The organism is Sphingomonas sanxanigenens DSM 19645 = NX02 (assembly GCF_000512205.2).
Taxonomy (GTDB): domain Bacteria; phylum Pseudomonadota; class Alphaproteobacteria; order Sphingomonadales; family Sphingomonadaceae; genus Sphingomonas_D; species Sphingomonas_D sanxanigenens.
In genome coordinates this window covers 2,360,185-2,378,637 of sequence record NZ_CP006644.1, presented here as the reverse complement: position 1 = coordinate 2,378,637, position 18,453 = coordinate 2,360,185, and the positions used below count along the sequence as shown (strand labels likewise).

The window sequence follows — 18,453 nt, the reverse complement described above, 5'->3', positions numbered from 1 at the left end:
GCAGGGTGCCATCCCCACCGGCAAAGGTTCTGGTTGGGGTGCTGGTACGATGATCAAGTCTCGCCTTTTCCGCTGCCGGGTTTCGGCGGCGGCGCTGCTGATGGCCGCTGGCCTGGGGGCGGGGATGCCCGTCTTCGCCCAGACGCACGAGCCGGCGAAGGGCACCGCGCAGGTTGCGGGCACCAGCCTCTCCCTCGATGAGCTCTACCGGTTCAAGTCGCTGATCGGCACCACGCCTGAAAATTTCGCCTGGTCGGCCGATGGCGGTGAACTGCTGTTCCTGTGGAACGACGAAGGCTACAGCTTCCGGGACGTCTGGTCCTATTCGGTCAAGACCGGCCGGAAGACGCGCCTGACCTTCCTCGGCAAGGATGCCAAACCCGAGGCAGAGCGCCCCGGCGTGATGCAGGCGGTGTTCCTCGGCAAGGGCCGCGTCGCCTTCACTATCGGCGGCGCGCTCAACATCCGCGAGGCGGACGGCACCGTCACCGCGGTCGAGACCGACAAGCAGGCCATCCGCAAGCTCGCGGTCTCGCCCGATGGCAGCAAGCTGGCCTTCGTCTCGGGCAATCCGGTCGACACGCGCAACCGCGTGACCCTCGGCGGGCTGCTGTGGGTGCGCGACGTCGCTGCAAAAGGCGGCAACGTTGCCCGCCGCGTCGCCGGCGAGGACGATCCCAAGATCTATGTCGACAGCTTCCAGTGGGGCGACGACGGCAAGGCGATCGCGTTCGAGCAGGCGGACGACCGCGCGGTGCCCGAGCGGGATATCTATTTCTATGCCAAGGGCGGGCTGCAGAACAATCGTGTGATCCGCGCCTTCCCGGGCGACGAGACCACCAGGGCGCGCATCGGCGTCGTCAGCCTCGCCTCGGGCGAGACGCGCTTCTACGAGCGGCCGGATGCCAAGCATCATATCTGGGGATACGGCCTGTCGCGCGACGGCAAGAGGCTGTTCGTCAGCGGCTCCGACATGGAGGCCAAGGAACACACGATCTACATGTTCGATGTGGCCTCCGGCACGCGCGAGACCTTCTACCAGCTCCGCGAACCGAAGCATATCCGGCCGGACTGGCAGGTCGCCTGGGCGCCGGGCGACGACGGCCTGATCATCCTCACCGATCGCGACGGCTGGCTGCACCTCTATCACCAGCGCAGCGCCGGTGCCGCGCCGCGCCAGATCACCAGCGGCGAATGGGAAATCGCCTCGTTCGAGGTCGATGCAGCGAAGCGCCAGCTCTATTTCGTCGCCAACAAATCCTATATTCCCGAGCGGCAGCTCTATCGCGTGGCGGTCGCGGGCGGCGCGGTGCAGCGGATCTCGCCGGAAACCGCGGGCACCAACCAGCCGGTCTGGTCGCCCGACTTCCGCCACGTCGCCAGCCAGTTCAGCAGCGACACGATGCCGCCCGAACTGACGATGATCGACACCGCGAAGCCGGGCCGCGCGACGCAGGTCACCAGGTCGCCGCAGCCGGAATTCTACGCGCAGACGTGGAGCAACACCGGCTATGTCGAGTTTCCCAGCCATGTCGACGGCCAGAAGCTGATCGGCCGCGTCAGCCTGCCCGCCAACTATGATCCGTCGAAGCGCTATCCGCTGATCGTCGGCTCGGTCTATTCGGATGCGGTGCAGAACCAGTGGGGCGGCCGCCGCGCGCATCCGACCTGGGGGCTGGACCAGTATTTCGTCGCACAGGGCTATATCGTCCTCAACGTCAACCTGCGCGGATCGTGGGGGCAGGGGCGCGAACACAACCAGGCGCAGTGGCACAGCTACGGCACGATGGACATCAACGATCTGGAAAGCGGCGTCCGCTACCTGGTCGCGAAGAACTATGTCGATCCCGCCCGCGTCGGCATCTGGGGCTCCAGCTATGGCGGGCTGATGACGATCATGTCGCTCGCCAAGAAGTCGGATGTCTACGCCGCCGGCATCGCCGGCGCGCCGGCGACCAATGTGTGGCACGCCTACCCGTCGCAGATGTGGATCATGGGGCCGCCCGATGGGCCGGACATGCCGGGCCGCTACGAGGCGCAGTCGCCGCTCTACCAGGTGCAGGGCGTCAAGGATCCGCTGATGCTGATCCACGGCACCCGCGATCCGGTGGTCCTCTATTCGGATACGGTGGCGCTCACCGAGAAGATGATCGCCAACCAGCAGATGTTCGAGCTGGTGACCTTGCCCGGCGCCAATCATGGCTGGGACAATGAGGGCATCGTGCAGACCCGCTTCGCCTTCAAGAAGATGGTCGAATTCTTCGACCGGACCGTGAAGAACAGGAAGTGATATGCTGCGCGGCGCGCTGATCCTGATCGCATCGACCGTGCTGGCGGCGGCACCTGCCGCCGCGCAGCCGGCGGTGCAGGCGCTCGGCGCCGATTTTTGGGCGTGGCGCGCGAAGACCCAGCCCGCCAGCAGCGACGACATCCCCCGCATCGAGCGGCCGAAGGCGTGGGTGCCGGATTGGTCGCGCGCCGCGGTCAAGGCGCAGCGCGCCGCGCTCGCCGCGTTCGAGGCGCGGTGGAAGGCGCTCGCCGGTGCGCCGCGGAGCGTGCCCGAAACGGTCGATTACCGCCTGCTCGGTTCCGCCTTCGCGCGCGTTCACTGGGAACTGGACGCGGTCGCGGCGTGGCGCCGGCAGCCGCATTTCTATGTGGCGCAGGCACTCAACCCGATCTTCGAGCTGCTGCTGCCGCCACCGCCGGTGGCGCGTGACCGTATCGACGGCGTGATCCGCCTGCTCGAGGCCGCGCCCGCGACGCTTGCCGCGGGGCGGGCCAACCTCGACGACATGCGCGGCCCCTTCGTCGATGTCGCGCTGGGGCAGCTCGCGCAGGTGCCGGAAAGCCTGACGGGCATGGCGGCGGGGCTCAAGCCCTTCGCCGATGCCGGCCAGCGCCGCCGGCTCGATGCAGCGGTGGCGAAGGCGATCCCCGCGTTCGCCGCCTTCGCCGATGATCTCCGCGCGCGCCGCGCCGGCCTCTCCGAACAGACCGCGGTGGGGGAGGCGGGCTATCGCTATTTCCTGGGGGAAGTCGCGCTCTATCCCTACACGCCGGAGCAACTGCTCGTGATGGGTCGGCAGGAATGGACCCGTGCGGTCCAGTTCGAAGAGGTCGAGCGCAACCGCAACCGGAGCGTGCCTGACCTGCCGATCGGCGCCTCGCTCGATGCAGTCATCGGGAAGCTCGATGCCGACGAACTGGCGGTCAGGCGCTTCCTCGCCGACCAGCGCCTGCTGACCATTTCGGACTGGGCGGGCCATTATCGCGGACGAGGCTTCCCCGCCTATCTCGCGCCGATCGGCTGGCTGGGGCGCACCTTCGACTTCACCGGCCCGTCGCGGCTGGGGCAGGATGCGACGGTCTATCTGCCGGAGCCGTCACCGAAGCTCGGCTATTTCAACCTCTCGATCACCCGCGATCCGCGCCCGATCATCGTGCATGAGGGCGTACCCGGCCACTATTTCCAGCTCGCGATGAGCTGGGCGAACCCGAACAGGCTGCGCCGACATTATTATGACAGTGCGGCGAACGAGGGCACCGGCTTCTACGCCGAGGAAATGATGCTGCAGGCCGGGCTGTGGGCGGATTCGCCGCGCAGCCGCGAGATCGTCTACAACTTCGCGCGCCTCCGCGCGCTGCGCGTCGAGGTCGATGTGAAGCTGGCGCTCGGCCAGTTCACCATCGCGCAGGCAGCGGATTATCTGGAAGCGATGGTGCCGATGGATCGCGCCACCGCTGAGGAGGAAGCGGTGTTCTTCGCCGCCGCGCCGGGGCAGGCGATCAGCTATCAGATCGGCAAGCTGCAAACGCTGGAATTTCTTGCCGAGGCGCGGGTGCGCGAAGGCAAGGCATTCGATTTGCGGCGTTTCCACGATTATCTCTGGCAGAACGGCAATGTGCCGATCGCGCTGCTGAAGCAGGAATATCTCTCCATGACGGCCGAGCAATAGGTGGCATCGATGCGTATCATTCGTTTTACCGAACCCGGGTCGGGGCTCGACGCGCGGTGCGAACTGCTCGATGCGGCGGCGCCCGCCTCCTGCAACTTCCTGTGGTCGCTGGCCGAGCGCAACGCGCGCTTCGATGCGATGCACGCGATCTGGACCGGCCCCGAAATCTCGGTGCCGATGCCGTCGGCGGCGCTGCCCGAAGGCATGGACCAGCCGGCGATCCCGGCCGAGAACGCGACCTCCTATCCCGATACCGGCGATATCGTGCTCGCCTATCTCGCCGCGGGCAGCACGCGCGGGCTGCCGCCGGGCAATTTCTACGACATCGGCGTATTCTACGGGCCAGGCGGGCGCCTGCTGATGCCGTTCGGGTGGATCCAGGCGAATGTCTGCGCGCGCATCCTGCCGGAGGATCTCGCCAAGGCGCAGGCGGATTGCCGCACGATCCGGCGCAACGGTGCCTGCACCTTCTCCATCGAACTTGGCTGAGGACGGTTCGCGATGACCTATGCCGACCTGATGTCGTTGCTGGGCAACTGGCTGCTGCCGGGATCGCTTGTGGCGATCATGACCGCGATGGGGTTGTCGCTGACCGCCGATGATTTCGGGCAGGTCTTCCGCAACAAGCGCGCTTTGATCTTCGGCGTCTGCTCGATGCTGGTCGTGCCGCCGCTGATCGGAATCACGCTGGCGATCACCGTCGCGCCGACGCCGGCGCTGGCGGTGGGCTTCGTGCTGCTCGCGACGACGCCTGGCGGCATGCTCTCCAACCTGTTCACCGACATGGCCAAGGGCGATCTCGCGCTGTCCATGTCGATGACGCTGCTGCTGAGCATGATCTATATCATCGTCATCCCCTTCTACGCGCATTTCGCGCTGCTTCACTTCATGGGGCTGGAAGCCGATGTGAAGGTGCCGCTGGCGTCGTTCTTCTGGGATATCTTCTCGATCACGGTGCTGCCGGCGGCGACCGGCTTCGTCATCCGCGCGCTGCGGCCCGACTTCGCGATCTGGGCCAAGCGCTATGTGAAGAACGCGGCGACGATCGTGCTCTTTTCCTCCTTCGGCGTGATCCTGTTCGATCAGGTGCCGGTGCTGCGCGAGAATCTGGGCGCGCTGTTCTGGATCACCGTTGCGCTGAACCTCGCGATGGTCGTCGTCGTGACGACCATCACGCGCTTCGCCGGCTTCACCCGGCGCGAGAATATCGCGATCGGCGTCGAGCATCTGATGCGCCAGGAAGGTACCGCGATCTTCATCGCCGTCTCCATCGTCGGCAACAACCAGATGTCGCTGCCGATGATCATGAACACGCCGGTGGCCCTGTGCTTCGTGCTGGCGTTCGTCGCGATCGCGCGGCGGACGGGGCGTGAGGCCGCGCCGGCACCCGCAACCGCATAATCAGAGACCGATCGATGAAAGTGTCGCGTGAAGCGGACGTCGCGAGCCTCCTCGCGCCGCCCGCGGGTTCATCCCTGTGGCTGGCAACCGCACCCGCCGGGCCGGCGCTGCCACCGCTCGCGGGCGAGGTGCAGGCCGATACGCTCGTAATCGGTGGTGGCATCGCCGGCACCACCACCGCGCTGCATCTGGCCGAAGCCGGCATCGACACGGTGCTGCTCGAAGCCGGGCAGGTGGGCGATGGCGCCAGCGGCCAGAGCGGCGGCGTCATCGCGCCGGACTTCATCCGGCATACGCCGGAGACGCTGGGGCGGGTGCTCGGCCGGCAGGCGGCGACGCGGCTGACGCAGATGATCGGCGGGTCGGCGCGCGACGTGTTCGGCCTGATCGAGCGCCACGCGATCGATTGCGACGCGCATCAGGACGGGTTCTACACGCCGGCGCACAGCGAGGGGTTGGCCGAGAACCAGCGCCGCTACGCCAATCAATGGCATTCGCGCGGCTACGACGTGGGCTTCATCGAGGCGGAGGCGGCACGCGCGACCTTCGGCGCCGATCGCTATTGCGGCGCGCTGTATTTTGGCGATGGCGGCCGGCTCAACCCGCTCGCCTATGCGCGCGGGCTGGCGCGGGCCGCGGCCCGGCAGGGCGCGCGGCTGTTCGCCGGCAGCCCGGTCGTCGCGCTGACCCACGCAGCAGGGCAGTGGCGGGCGCAGACGCCGGGGGGCACGGTGATCGCGCGGCGGCTGGTGCTGGCGGCGAATGGCGGTAACGCCGCGCTGCACCCGGCGCTGCGCCGCACCGCATTGCCGCTGCAGGTGATACAGTTCGCCAGCACGCCGCTTTCGCCGGCGCAACGGCAGGAAATCATGCCGATGGGCGGCGCCTTTACCGACAAGGTGCCCTACCTCTTTACCGCCCGGCTCGATGGCTCGGGCCACCTGATCTCCGCCTTCGGGGCATCCTTCCTCGTGCGGGGCGAGAAAGCGGCGCTGCGCGAGGCGGAGCGGCGGCTGAAGCAGCATTTCGCGGCGATGCCCGATCCGCGCATCGCCTATCTCTGGCCGGGCACGGCCTGGGTCAACCCGTCGCTGCTGCCCGAGGTCTATGAGCTGGGCGACGATGCGTTCGCGATCCAGGCATGCAATGGCCGCGGCATCACCGTGAACACCGCGATCGGCATTGAGATGGCGGCGATGCTGGCGCGGGGCGACCGCGACGCGCTGTCGGTGCCGATGCGCGCGCCGAGGCCGATCCGTTTCCACGCCGCAGCGACACTGGTGCCGAAAATGCTGATGTCGATGGCATATCTGTCCAACTGATGCGGCGCTTTCGCATCCTGCTCGCAGCGGCGTCGTTGGTCGCGGCCCCTGCCTCGGCCGGGGACCTGCCCGACCTGATCGCGCGCTACGAAGCCTTTTCTGCCGACTATCCGATGGAAGCCGGCCGTTCCGATCCGTCGCACGCCCGCGAAGGCTGGCCGCAGGAAGACCCTGCGGCGATGGCCCGTCGCAAGGACGGGCTTCAGCGGATCGCCGCCGCGCTCGACGCGCTCGACGCCGCGACGCTCGGCGCGGAAGACCGGATCAATCGCGACGTGTTGCGCCGCCTGATCGGCTGGCGGATCGAGGGCATCGATCTCGACGAGCGGCGCTTCGCCTTCGTCGCCCACGAAGGCTTCTACAACACGCCCTACCAGACCGCGCGGGGCGTGACGGCGGCGAACGAGGCGCAGGCGCGCGCCTGGGCGGCGCGGTTGGCCGGCCTGCCCTCCTATTTCGCCGCGCAACGCGCCAATCTGGAGCGCGGCATCGCGACCGGCTGGACGCAGCCGGCGCTGGTCGTCGATGTCGCGGTGGCGGTGCTGCGCAACCAGGTCGCGCGGCCGGTGGCGGAGGATCCGCTGCTGGCGCCGCTTGCGGCCTATCCGGCGATCCGCGCCGAGGCGCAGGTGCTGGTGCAGCGCAAGATCCGGCCCGCGCAGCGCGGGGCGCTCGCCTATATCGACGGGCCTTATCGCACCCGCGCGCGGCAGGCGCTGGGCATTGCCGCGGTGCCGGGCGGCCGCGCCTATTACGACTTCCTGCTGCGCTATTACACGACGACCGATGATAGCGCCGAGCAGATCCACGCGATGGGGCTCGCCGAGGTCAAGCGTATCCGCGGCGAGATGGAGCGGGTGATCGCCGCCAGCGGCTTCACCGGCAGCTTCGCCGAATGGTTGCGCTTCCTGCGCACCGATCCGCGCTTCTACGCGCGCAGCCGGGAGGAACTGATCGACAAGTATAGCGCAGCGGCCAAGCGCATCGATGGCGTGCTGCCGCGCTGGTTCGGCAGCTTGCCGCGCCAGCCCTTCACGATCGAGCCGGTGCCGCCCGATCTGGAGGAAGGCTATACCACCGCGCGCTCGGGCGGCGGCGATTTCGGTAAGGGCTTTCCGGGCCGGTTCATCGTCAACACCTCGCACCTCGACCAGCGCCCGCTTTACGAGGTGCCGGCGCTGACCTTGCATGAGGCGGCACCGGGCCACCACACCCATGCCGCGATCACGCAGGAACAGCCCCACCTGCCGTCGTTCCGGCGCCAGCGCGATCTGCTCGCCTTCCGTGAGGGCTGGGCGCTCTACACCGAGCGGCTGGGGCATGAGATGGGCGTCTATCGCGATCCCTATGAGGCATTCGGCGCGCTCTCCAACGAGATGTGGCGCGCGTGCCGGATGGTCGTCGATACGGGCATCCACGCGATGGGCTGGAGCCATGCGCAGGCGCGCGCCTGCTTCGTCGACAACACGGCGCTGGCCGACATCAACATCGATACCGAACTGGCGCGCTATATCGGCGCACCGGGCGGCGCGGTCGCCTACAAGGTCGGCGAACTCAAGCTCGTCGAACTGCGGCGGCGGGCGGAGGCGGCGCTGGGCGATCGCTTCGACATCCGCGGCTTTCACGACCTGATCCTCGCACAGGGACAGTTGCCGCTCTCCATTCTCGAACGGCGGGTGGACGGCTGGATCGCCGCGCGGCGCTAGATCGGGGCAGATATGATCATCAATCGAAAGGGGGCGGGCATGAACATCCGGGGCGGTAGGCAGGATTGGCGGCGGATGGCGGCGTTGCTGGCGGGGGCGGCCTTGCTCGTGCCCGGCATCGCGATGGCGGATCGGCCGATCCCCGAAACCAGCGACGATGTGCGGCGCGTGCCGATCCCGCCGGTCGATCGCAGCCGCGAGCCGATCGTCGCGATCGTCGGCGGCACCTTGCTCGACGGGCGGGGCGGGGCCGCGATCCGCGACGCGGTGGTGGTGACGCAGGGCGATCGCATCCTCGCCGCCGGCCCGGCCGCGCGCACGCCGCTGCCGGCCAATGTCGCACGGCGGATCGACGCCACCGGGCTCTACATCCTGCCCGGGCTGATCGACCTCCACATCCACTTCACCCAGCAGCGCGGCCCCGACATGGGTAAATATGCCGACAGCCCCGCTGCCGCCGCGATCCGCGGCACCGCGCTCGCGGACCAACTCGTCACCGCGGGCATCACCGCCGCGCGCGACGTGGGCACGATGGATGATGTCGCGCTGCGCATCAAGGAAGCGGTCGACCGCGGTATCATCCGCGGCCCCCGCGTGCTGTGGAGCGGCCGCATCATCTCCTCCACCGGGGGCCATGGCGACGAGGTCACCTCCACCGCCACCGGCCGCGAGAAGCCCGGCATGGGCGGCGCGACGCGCGGCTATAACGGGCCATGGGAATGGCGCGCCGCGGTCCGCCAGCAGATCCGCGGCCTCGCCGACTGGATCAAGCTGGGGGCCCCCGCCGACAAGGAGGAACTGGCCGCCGCGATCGACGAGGCGCATTCGCTGGGCGTGCCGGTCGCGATCGACAGCTATGGCGTCTATACCGACTGGGCGATCGAGGCCGGCGTCGATACGCTCGAGCATCCGCTGGCGATGAGCGAGCAGGCGGTGCCGCTGATGAAGAAGCACAGGACCGCCTTCGTGCCCACGATCGGCGCGTTCGACAATCTGCTGGCGGGCGGCTACCCGACCGCGGGCATCCCCACCGGCGGCTTCTACCATACCCATTCGCGCCGCTTCGTGATCGACCAGCAGGATCATCTGAAGAAGGTGACCGAGGCTTTCCGCGCCGGCGTGCCGATCGGTGTCGGCACCGACATCCCGTTCGAGAACGAGGTCCGCTATCCGGACGCCTATTTCCGCGAACTCGACTATCTGCACCAGGCCGGTCTCAGCAACGCCGACGTGCTGGCCTCGGCCACCCGCGTCGGCGCGCAGATCATGCGGATGGGCGACAAGCTGGGCACGATCGAGCCCGGCAAGATCGCCGATATCCTCGTCGTCGGCGCCGATCCGCTCGCCTCGCTGAAGAACCTGCGCGACGTCCGCTATGTCATCGCCGATGGCCAGCTGGTCATGGACGGCGCAGCGCGCTGAGGCTCAACCCCAGCATAGGCCCAGCATAGGGTGTCGGCTCCCAACCGTTCGTCCTGAGGAGGGCCTGAGCACGGCGTACGCATCCGATAGGGACCGCCTTGTTCTGATGTGATCGGCGTCGGAGTTAGCTCCAGTGCAAACGTCGTAGTTTGCACTGGAGCTAACGAGGGTGTGATGGATCGGATAACGGTTATTTCGGGGCCGGAGCGCCGGCGTGCGTGGACGGCGGAGCAGAAAGAAGCGCTGGTGTTGGCGGCCTGTGCGCCCGGGGCGATTGTAGCGGATATTGCGCGGGCGGCGGACGTACATCCGAGCCTGATCCACCGGTGGCGGCGGGATCGGACGCGAGGGGGTTATCCGTCGGAAACCGGGACGAACTTTGTGCCGGTGGTGATGCAGACTGATGCCTCCGCTGACGTGCCGAGCGAGAGGCAGGGCCTGCGCGTTGCAGCGGAGATTGAGACGCGGGGAGCGGTAATCCGGTTCGGCGCTGAGGCGCGGCCCGAACTTGTCCGCGCGATCCTGGGGAGCTTGCGATGATCCCCGTTTCTGCGGATGTAAAGATTTGGATAGCGGCCGGTCATACCGACATGCGTCGCGGCATGGCTACTTTAGCCCGCCAGGTGGAACAGCATCTGGGGCGACGCTTCCATGATGGGGATTTATTTGTCTTTCGCGGACGTCGCGGCGATCTGGTGAAGATTCTGTGGAGCGATGCGCTGGGCGTATCGTTGTATTCAAAGCGTCTCGCACGTGGACATTTTATCTGGCCCTCGGCCAAGGACGGAGCGATCGCGCTTACCCCCTCGGCGCTGGCCTGTCTGCTCGAGGGGATAGATTGGCGCAACCCGCAGCGAACATGGCGGCCCAGCCAGGTTGGTTGACACTGAACATGATTACGGCGCCCCAGAGGGGCGAATAGAGCGTTGAAAATCCATCAAAAACTGAGAAATGCCTAGGGTTTTTGGGCATTTTTTGCTATGGGCGACCATGCCCTCGGCCGATGCCTCTCTTGAGCTTTTGCAGCTCCAAGCCGAGCTCGTGGCGACGCGTCAGCTGGTCCAGGCAGCTCAGACCAAGGCGCTCGAAGCGGAGGCAAAAGCCGCCCGTGTGGAGGCCATCAACGCCGACCTTCTTGCTCGTAACGCTCATCTTGAACTGATGAACGCGCTCATGCGCCGCGACAAATATGGCGCGAAATCGGAGCGGGCAAGTCGGCTCATCGACCAGCTCGAACTGGGCTTCGAAGAACTCGAGGCTGATGCCAGTGAAGCCGAAAGCATCGCCGCGCAAGCCGCGGCCAAAACAACCACCGTTGGTCCCTTCACCCGTCAGCGGGGACCCCGCCGCGACTTCCCGGCTCATGTGGAGCGCGAGAAGCGGGTGATCCCCGCACCCGAGCAATGTCCCTGCTGCGGCTCGGACGCGCTGAGCCATTTACCGCCCGACATCACTGAAACCCTGGAGAAGGTGCCCGCGCGCCACAAGGTTATCGAGACGGTGCGTGAGAAAGTCTCCTGCCGGCATTGTGAAAAGATCCGCCAGACCCCAGCGCCCTTCCACGTGACGCCCCGGGGCATGTTCGGCCCGCACTTCCTGGCCGATCTCGTCTTCCAGAAATATGGACTGCATCAGCCGCTTAACAGCCAGCGCGACCGCCTGGAGGCGGAGGGCATCCCCCTGAGCATCTCGACGCTTGCCGATCAGGTCGGCGCCGTCTGCGCCGCCCTCAAACCGATCTCCCTGCTGAACGATGCCCATGTGCTGGCCGCCGAGCGCCTCCACGCCGACGACACCACTGTTCCTCGCCTCGCCAAATATAAGGCCGAGGTCGCTCGCATCTGGGATTATGTGCGCGATGACACCCCCTTTGGTGGGGCGGCACCCCCGGCGCTGATGTGCCGTTACTCCCGAAACCGAAAGGGCGAACATCCCCGCGCGCATCTGGCCGGCTATACCGGAATCCTCCAGGTCGACCGCTATGCCGGCTTCAACGAGATGTTCAAGGAAGGGTGGGCAGATAAGGCCATGACCCGCGCAAATTGCTGGCAGCACGGCAGACGAAAGCTGTTCGTACTGGTCGATGTGGCCAGCCAGCTGAAGGGCAAGAAGAAGGGGAAAGTGCCGCTCATCTCCCCACTCGCGCGGGAGGGGCTGGAGATGATCGACCAGATCTTCGCCGCCGAGCGGAATATCAACGGCGAGAGCGCCGATGAACGCCTACGCGTTCGCAAGGAAAAGGTCGCCCCGTTAGTCGATCAGCTCAAGGCCTGGTTCGATACCCAGCGAAAGACCCTTTCCCGGAAAGATCCCGTGGCCGAGGCCATCGCCTACTTCCTCAATGACTGGGAAGGCTTCACCACCTTCCTGGAAGATGGTCGCATCTGTCTTACGAACAATGCTGCGGAGCGGCCGTTGCGCAGCGTAGCTCGCGGAAGGAAGAGCTGGGGGTTCGTGGGATCAGACCGGGGTGGAGAACGCGCCGCAATGCTGTTCAGCCTGATCGGCACCTGTCGGCTCAACGACGTCGATCCGCTCGCATGGCTCACCGATGTCCTCGCTCGCATCGCCGACATCCCCCAGAACCGGCTGCACGAACTCTTGCCCTGGACCTGGAAAACCCTCCAGAACAGCGACCCGGCCAAAATAGCCGCCTAACCCAACCGTGCCGTCGCTAGCGGCAGTGCAAACTACGGTGCTTGCACTGCCGCTAACTCGCGCGACTGCTCCCCTATCGCAAGGCGGCCGCTATCGGATGCGTACAGCACGGCGAAGGCTCGTATCGAAGGACCATCTCCAAGCTTGGCCCTTCGATACGCCATTTCGGCAAGCTCAATGGCTACTCAGGGCGAACGGTTCGGGAGCGGGGGGTCTTTGGGCTGGAAAACCTACTCGATCGGCAGCTTGCTCAGATTGGCGCTGATCTTCTGCAACGTCTTGAGCAGATGGGTGATGTCGCGTTCGCTGATGCCGTCCATCGCGCGGACGAACTGGCGGCCGACGATCGGCGTCAGCTTGCGCAGCTTCTGCTGACCGGCAGCGGTCAGCGTGACTTCGGTGATGCGATTGTCTTCCGGATTGGGTTCGGTGGTGACGAGGCCCTGTTCCACCATCCGGTCGATGATGCGGCTGACCGTCGAGCGCTTGGTCAGCGCGGCTTCCGCAATCGTGCCGATGCTTGCCGGCTGGCGTTCGCGCAGCACCGTCATCACGCGATAGATCGGCTTGGACACACCATGCTTGTGCAGCACCTTGTCCATGTCTTCGTGATATTTGAAATCGGCATGCGCCATTTGGTAAAAGGGCGAGTTTTCGAGCCGAAATTCCGGTGCGCTCGGGTCGTAGGGGCTCTGTTGGCTCATTTCATCCTCTGCCATGCCCGGCGATTTCTTCGTCGATTTGGTCGCCATCTTGCTCTCACTTGATACGCTTGTCGAACCCGTCTGTCGCCCGGTCTGGTATCACCGGACGGGCGGGGCGAACTAGCCGAATGCACATGTTTCTGCACGCATTATCTGGTCCGCGAAAGAGGCAGAAAGACTATGGTCGTAACCTGAAAGCGCAGTCCATCAACGCGATAGGATGAGATTCGTGTGAAAATCGTTATTGCTTGTCCGTGTCGAAGGGGTGGCGGTGACGCCATCGGGGGAGAAAGAAAATGACGATGCGACGTGCCGTGCTGCGAACGGGGGCCATGATCGCGCTATGCGCCGCCGCGCTGACGCCCGCCGAGGCGCGCGAGGCGAAGCGCCGCTGGGATGAGCTCTGCCAGATCCGCAAGGACAAGCTGGACCAGATCCTGCCGCAGGCGATGCGCGAGAACGGCATCGACATGTGGCTGGTCGCCAGCCGGGAGGGGCATGCCGATCCCAACGCGGCGATGCTCGGCGGCGGCTATGTCGGCGATGTCGGCTATTACATCTTCACCGATCGCGGCGGCGGCCGCATCGAGCGCGCGGCGCTGGGCATCGGCGGCGCCGCTTTCGACCAGTGTCCGCTCTACGACATCAAGGGCGATCCCGCGATGGTGCAGCGCTTCGTGGCGGAACGGAACCCGAAGCGCATCGGCATCGACGTCGCCACCGAGATCGGCGCCGCGGACGGCCTCAGCCATTCGCTGCACGGGAAACTGCGCGAGACGCTGGGCGCGACCTTCGCCGCGCGACTGGTCTCCGCCGAGAAGCTTGTCTCCGACGTCCGCGCGCGCCACACCATCACCGAGATCGCCGCCTTCGCCCGCGCCGGCGAATATTCGCGCACCATCGCCGAGCGTGCGCTCTCCAACGAGGTCATCCGCCCCGGTCATACCACCACCGGCGATGTCGCGTGGTGGATGATGGAGCGGTTGCAGGAGGAAGGGTTGGGCGACTCCTTCGGCCTGCCCAGCATCTATGTGCTGGGACCGGGCGAGCGCGGGCCGGTCTCGGGCGATCATGTCATCCAGCCGGGCGACCTGATCACGATGGACTGGGGCGTCAACTACCAGCTCAGCTACACCGACATGAAGCGCATGGCCTATGTGCTGAAGCCCGGCGAGAATGCACCGCCCGCCGGCGTGCAGCGCGCCTTCGATCGCGCGCTCGGCATCCGCCGCATGATCCTCGACGAGATCCGCCCCGGCGTGACCGCGGGCGCCGCGCTGGCGGCGGTCAACCGCAAGGTCGCCGCGACGAAGGGCTATGTGCTCGGCCGCTACGACGATCCGAGCGCGGATCCGAAGGCGTCGGATGTCGTGATCGGCAGCCATTCGGTGGGCGATCTCGGCCACGGATCGGGCCCGTCGATGGCGGACTTCAACCCGCTGCGGATGACCTACACGCTGCGCCCGAGCAATTTCCTGTCGATCGAACTGTTCCTCTACACCGTCGTCCCGGAATGGGGAGATCGCAAGATCAAGATCCCGCTGGAAGACAATGGCGTGGTGACCGAGCGGGGCTTCGAGTGGAGCTATCCCGCGAACAGCCGGATTCTGCTGGTGAAGTAGTGTGAACATGTGCGCGCCGGCGGCATCTGCCCAGCCGCCGGCGCGCTTTCCCCGCGGTCAGCCAGTGAGCGCTTCGTCGTACAGCGCACGAACCCGGTCGGCGGCTTCCGGCTGGCCGATGAGGTCGTTCGCTGCCCGGTTGACCGCCTGGAACTTGTCGAGGCCGCGTTCGAACGTGTCGCCATAGCCTTTGATCAGCGCCTGGCTGCGGACGACCGCAAGCGCCAGCGCGCGATCGCGCGCAGCCGCGGTTTCGACGAGGTGCAGCCAGTCGGCGATGCGCGCCTGTTCCTCTACATAGCGCAAGGTCGAGCGGCGGATGCGGCGCATCGAGGCGACGAGGCGCAGCGCGAGGTGCCAGCGCAGGCTGGTGGTGCGCACGTGGCGACCATGCGCGAAGCGCGGTTCCAGCCGCTTGCGCAGCCACGGGCTGGCGAGGATCGCGCCGCCGATCGACGCGGGCAGCGTCTCGCAGACCTCGCGCAGGCGCGGGTGCATATATTCGGTCACGGTCAGCACCTGGTCGGCCTTGACCCTGACCTCCTTCTCCACCCGCCGGCTGCGCGTCTCGCGGATCTTGAGGTCGGCGACGCGGATCGTATCCTCATAGGCCATCCACAGCGCGAGATGGCGCGCGGTCTCCGCAGTCAACGCCCAGCCGTCCTCTACACCGTCGAGCGCGGCGATGCGTTCGACGCGATCGAGATAATCCCCGGCGTAGTGCGCATCCTGATAGTCGAGCAGCCGCGCGACCCCGCGCAGCGCATTGGCCTGCGCCGGTTCGGGCAGGTTGAGCAATATGCGGGCATGCAACTGCTGGCCGGTCGGCGTCGTCGGCTCGGGCAGGGCGTCCGCCGCCTCCGCCTCGCGCCGCTTGTCGAGCGCGGCCTCGGCGCCCGCGGCGAAGCCCTTGAGGTTGGCCGCCACTGCCTTGCCGCCATGGCGGATCGCCTCCTCGAAGGCTTGCCGCGGGAAGGGCAGGGCGCCGCTGGCGGAGAGCGCGCCGAGCATCACCGAACTGATCAGGCTGCCCGCCTTGCCCGCGGTCGCCTCCATGTCGAAGCCGATGAAGCGCGCTGAGCGACGTTCGGCGGCATCGAGGATACGATCGCTGGCGCCGCGCCCGTCGCCTAGCGCCGCTTTCTCGGAGATGGCGTAGATGCGGTGGGTGGAACCGATCAGGGTGGTCCGGTCCTCGGTCACGAAGCCGCGCAGGATCGCGCGGCCCGCTTCCATCAGTTCGGAGGCGACGACCACGTCGACGTCGCCGGGCACCGGCATCATCGCCAGCACCGGCGCCGGCTTGTTGGCCCCTGCCGCTGGGGCGCGGACCATCTCGACATAATAGACCGTAGAGCCGGTGCGCTGCGCCACGCCGGGCACCGAGGTGCCCTGCGCGATATAGCCGTTGGCGTTGGCGATCTCGATGATCCAGTCGGCCAGCACGCCGCCGCCCTGGCCGCCGAGCGCGAGGATCGCGAGGGTGATGCGGTCGCGATCCGGATCCTGCGTCATCATGATGGGCATCGTCATCAGAACGCCCTCGCCGCGAGGGTGCGGGCATGGCGCGCCTGCAGCCAGCCGATTACCGATCGTCGCGCGCGGTTGAGCAGTTTCTCGAATCGCGTCGGGTTGGTGACGATGCGGGCCTTGTAGAAGGAGGGGCAGAGCACAGCGGCATGCGCCACTTCGCCGCAATTGCCGCAGCCGACGCAGCTGTCATCGATGTGCGTCACCGGATGCTGGCGCAGCGGATCGGGATTGTCGCGGATGCTGAGCGACGGGCAGCCGGACAGGCGGATGCAGGCATGGTCGCCGGTGCAGGTGTCGGGATCGACGCCGAAGCGCTCGCGCTCGACGCGTTTGCCCTCCTTGATCGCCTGCGCCATCAGCGGTTTCACCCGCCGCTGCTTGTTGAGCATGCATTCGGACTGGGCGACGATGACCTTGGGCCCCTTTTCGGGGCTGGTCAGCGCTTCGCGCAGCGTGTCGCGCATGCGGGCGACGTCATAGGTGCGGGTGAGCGTCCGTGCCCAGTTGATGCCGAGGCCGCGCACCGCCTTCTCGATCGGGTTGTTGGTCGTCCGCGTCGCATTCTCGGCGCGGGAGGAGAGGATGTCCTGGCCTCCGGTGGCCGCCGAATAGCCATTGTCGACGATGAGGGTGACGGTGTCGTCCTGGTTGAACACGGCGTTGCCGATGCCCGAGGTCAGGCCGTTGTGCCAGAAACCGCCATCGCCCATCACCGCGACCGCGCGCTTGCCGTCCGGCTTGAAGGCGGAGGCGGCGGCGGTGCCCAGGCCATAACCCATCGTCGTGTTGCCGATGTGGAAGGGCGGCAGGATCGAGAAGAGGTGGCAGCCGATATCGGCGGAGACATGGAGTTCGCCCAGTTCCTGCTGGACGAGCTTCATCGCCGAGAAGATCGGCCGTTCGGGGCAGCCGGTGCAGAAGCCCGCGGGGCGCTGCGGCACGGCGCGCGCCAGTTCGGGCTCAGGCGGCACGGGCAGGAGTTCCTTCGGCGCGCGCTCCGGCGCCCAGGCGCGCAGGAAGGCGGCGACGCCGTCGCGCAGCACCGTGCCGGTATATTCGCCGGCGCGCGGCAATATGTCCTTGCCCACCACCCGCGTCTGCAGGTCCGCCTTGCGCAGCAGGGTGTTGAGCTCATGCTCGATGAATTCGGGCTGGCCTTCCTCCACCATCAGCACCGCCCTCTTGCCGGCGCAGAAGCTGCGGATCTCGTCCGGAATCAGCGGGTAGGTGACGTTCATGCAATAGATCGGGATGGCGCTGGCGCCATGCGAGTTGGAAAGGCCGACCAGTTCGAGCGCGCGGTTGAGCGAGTTGTAGAGCCCGCCCTGCACGATGATGCCGATATCGTCGCGTTCCGGCCCGAACCATTCGTTGAGCCGGTTCTCGGCGACGAAGCGCACCGCGGCGGGCCAGCGCTTCTCGATCTTCTCATGCTCGTGCAGGAAGTTGGCCGGCGGCAGCACGATGCGATCGACGTCGCGGCGCGGATTGGCCGCGGCCTGGCCCACCGTCATCACCGGGCGCCGGTTGTCGCGCGCCACGAAATTGCCGGTGACGTGGCAGGCGCGCACGCGCAGTTCGATCATCACCGGCGTATTGCTCGCCTCGGAGAGTTCGAAGCCGCGCTCCACCATGTCGACGATGCTGGGCAGGTTGGGGCGCGGATCGAGCAGCCATATCTGGCTCTTCATCGCGAACGCATGCGTGCGCTCCTGCATGATCGAGGAGCCTTCGCCATAATCCTCGCCGACGATGATCAGCGCGCCGCCGGTGACCCCGCCCGAGGCGATGTTGGCCAGCGCATCGGAGGCGACATTGGTGCCGACCACCGATTTCCACGCCACCGCGCCGCGCAGCGGATAGTTGACCGAGGCGGCGAGCATCGCTGCCGCCGCCGCCTCGTTCGCGTTGGATTCGAAATGGACGCCCAGTTCGCGAAGCAGCGGGTCCGCATCCGCGAACACGTCCATCAGGTGGCTGATCGGCGATCCCTGATAGCCGCCGACATAGGCGACGCCGGCCTGGAGCAGCGCCTTGGTGACCGCGAGGATGCCTTCGCCTTCGAAGACCTCGCCCGCACCGAGCCGCAGCTTCTCGACTTCCTTCTTGAACGAACGTTCTGCCAT

14 protein-coding genes are annotated in these 18,453 nt (G+C 66.8%); 11 read left to right on the top strand and 3 right to left on the bottom strand.

Translation table 11 applies throughout. The annotated features are described in order from the left end of the window. The first annotated feature begins 49 nt into the window (after positions 1 to 49). The 10 genes from NX02_RS10920 to tnpC all read left to right on the top strand — a co-directional run bounded on the left by NX02_RS10920 (position 50) and on the right by tnpC (position 12,468). Entirely contained in the window at positions 50 to 2,290 is a 2,241-nt protein-coding gene (locus NX02_RS10920; RefSeq protein WP_025292233.1) for a S9 family peptidase, read from the top strand. Between the two features lies 1 nt (position 2,291). Further along, positions 2,292 to 3,959, top strand: a complete 1,668-nt coding sequence (locus tag NX02_RS10915) for a DUF885 family protein (RefSeq protein WP_025292232.1) — start codon at positions 2,292 to 2,294, stop codon at positions 3,957 to 3,959. A gap of 9 nt (positions 3,960 to 3,968) precedes the next feature. After that, on the top strand, positions 3,969 to 4,448 hold the full coding sequence (locus NX02_RS10910) for a DUF3830 family protein (protein ID WP_025292231.1): 480 nt from the start codon (positions 3,969 to 3,971) through the stop codon (positions 4,446 to 4,448). A 12-nt stretch (positions 4,449 to 4,460) separates the two neighbouring features. Next, positions 4,461 to 5,360, top strand: a complete 900-nt coding sequence (locus NX02_RS30695) for a bile acid:sodium symporter family protein (protein WP_025292230.1) — start codon at positions 4,461 to 4,463, stop codon at positions 5,358 to 5,360. Positions 5,361 to 5,374: 14 nt separating this feature from the next. Further along, entirely contained in the window at positions 5,375 to 6,682 is a 1,308-nt protein-coding gene (locus NX02_RS10900; RefSeq protein ID WP_053000634.1) for an NAD(P)/FAD-dependent oxidoreductase, read from the top strand. Continuing rightward, on the top strand, positions 6,682 to 8,388 hold the full coding sequence (locus tag NX02_RS10895) for a DUF885 domain-containing protein (protein WP_025292228.1): 1,707 nt from the start codon (positions 6,682 to 6,684) through the stop codon (positions 8,386 to 8,388). Before NX02_RS10900 ends, NX02_RS10895 begins: the two co-directional genes overlap by 1 nt. A gap of 39 nt (positions 8,389 to 8,427) precedes the next feature. Beyond that, on the top strand, positions 8,428 to 9,810 hold the full coding sequence (locus tag NX02_RS10890; RefSeq protein ID WP_158013990.1) for an amidohydrolase family protein: 1,383 nt from the start codon (positions 8,428 to 8,430) through the stop codon (positions 9,808 to 9,810). Between the two features lie 174 nt (positions 9,811 to 9,984). Next, positions 9,985 to 10,350, top strand: coding sequence for an IS66-like element accessory protein TnpA (gene tnpA / locus NX02_RS34080; RefSeq protein ID WP_025292209.1), 366 nt, complete (start codon positions 9,985 to 9,987; stop codon positions 10,348 to 10,350). Continuing rightward, positions 10,347 to 10,694, top strand: a complete 348-nt coding sequence (tnpB, locus tag NX02_RS31470) for an IS66 family insertion sequence element accessory protein TnpB (RefSeq protein ID WP_084717705.1) — start codon at positions 10,347 to 10,349, stop codon at positions 10,692 to 10,694. The genes tnpA and tnpB overlap by 4 nt, the downstream gene beginning before the upstream one ends. A gap of 106 nt (positions 10,695 to 10,800) precedes the next feature. Beyond that, entirely contained in the window at positions 10,801 to 12,468 is a 1,668-nt protein-coding gene (tnpC, locus tag NX02_RS10880; protein WP_025292208.1) for an IS66 family transposase, read from the top strand. 230 nt (positions 12,469 to 12,698) lie between these two features. On the opposite strand, the gene NX02_RS10875 is transcribed toward tnpC, so the two are convergent. Next, positions 12,699 to 13,220 (bottom strand): MarR family winged helix-turn-helix transcriptional regulator, encoded by a 522-nt coding sequence (locus NX02_RS10875; protein WP_025292226.1) that lies wholly within the window; start codon positions 13,218 to 13,220, stop codon positions 12,699 to 12,701. 248 nt (positions 13,221 to 13,468) lie between these two features. Here NX02_RS10875 and NX02_RS10870 point away from each other — a divergent pair, with 248 nt between their 5' ends. Continuing rightward, positions 13,469 to 14,794: a M24 family metallopeptidase gene (locus tag NX02_RS10870; RefSeq protein WP_039996539.1), complete on the top strand. Its 1,326-nt coding sequence runs from the start codon at positions 13,469 to 13,471 to the stop codon at positions 14,792 to 14,794. Between the two features lie 57 nt (positions 14,795 to 14,851). On the opposite strand, the gene NX02_RS10865 is transcribed toward NX02_RS10870, so the two are convergent. Next, the gene (locus tag NX02_RS10865) at positions 14,852 to 16,327 is read right to left on the bottom strand and encodes an indolepyruvate oxidoreductase subunit beta family protein (protein ID WP_245648830.1); all 1,476 of its coding nucleotides are present in this window, start codon (positions 16,325 to 16,327) and stop codon (positions 14,852 to 14,854) included. Beyond that, positions 16,327 to 18,453, bottom strand: a complete 2,127-nt coding sequence (locus tag NX02_RS10860; protein WP_025292223.1) for a ferredoxin family protein — start codon at positions 18,451 to 18,453, stop codon at positions 16,327 to 16,329. The genes NX02_RS10865 and NX02_RS10860 overlap by 1 nt, the downstream gene beginning before the upstream one ends.

Bases quoted from the DNA above. Each gene is read 5' to 3' on its own strand.
- NX02_RS10915 (WP_025292232.1), top strand. From the start codon at position 2,292: ATGCTGCGCGGCGCGCTGATCCTGATCGCATCGACCGTGCTGGCGGCG.
- tnpC (WP_025292208.1), top strand. From the start codon at position 10,801: ATGCCCTCGGCCGATGCCTCTCTTGAGCTTTTGCAGCTCCAAGCCGAG.
- NX02_RS10895 (WP_025292228.1), top strand. From the start codon at position 6,682: ATGCGGCGCTTTCGCATCCTGCTCGCAGCGGCGTCGTTGGTCGCGGCC.
- NX02_RS10875 (WP_025292226.1), bottom strand. From the start codon at position 13,220: ATGGCGACCAAATCGACGAAGAAATCGCCGGGCATGGCAGAGGATGAA.
- NX02_RS10865 (WP_245648830.1), bottom strand. From the start codon at position 16,327: ATGACGATGCCCATCATGATGACGCAGGATCCGGATCGCGACCGCATC.
- tnpB (WP_084717705.1), top strand. From the start codon at position 10,347: ATGATCCCCGTTTCTGCGGATGTAAAGATTTGGATAGCGGCCGGTCAT.
- NX02_RS10890 (WP_158013990.1), top strand. From the start codon at position 8,428: ATGAACATCCGGGGCGGTAGGCAGGATTGGCGGCGGATGGCGGCGTTG.
- NX02_RS10900 (WP_053000634.1), top strand. From the start codon at position 5,375: ATGAAAGTGTCGCGTGAAGCGGACGTCGCGAGCCTCCTCGCGCCGCCC.
- NX02_RS10860 (WP_025292223.1), bottom strand. From the start codon at position 18,453: ATGGCAGAACGTTCGTTCAAGAAGGAAGTCGAGAAGCTGCGGCTCGGT.
- NX02_RS30695 (WP_025292230.1), top strand. From the start codon at position 4,461: ATGACCTATGCCGACCTGATGTCGTTGCTGGGCAACTGGCTGCTGCCG.
- NX02_RS10870 (WP_039996539.1), top strand. From the start codon at position 13,469: ATGACGATGCGACGTGCCGTGCTGCGAACGGGGGCCATGATCGCGCTA.
- NX02_RS10910 (WP_025292231.1), top strand. From the start codon at position 3,969: ATGCGTATCATTCGTTTTACCGAACCCGGGTCGGGGCTCGACGCGCGG.
- NX02_RS10920 (WP_025292233.1), top strand. From the start codon at position 50: ATGATCAAGTCTCGCCTTTTCCGCTGCCGGGTTTCGGCGGCGGCGCTG.
- tnpA (WP_025292209.1), top strand. From the start codon at position 9,985: ATGGATCGGATAACGGTTATTTCGGGGCCGGAGCGCCGGCGTGCGTGG.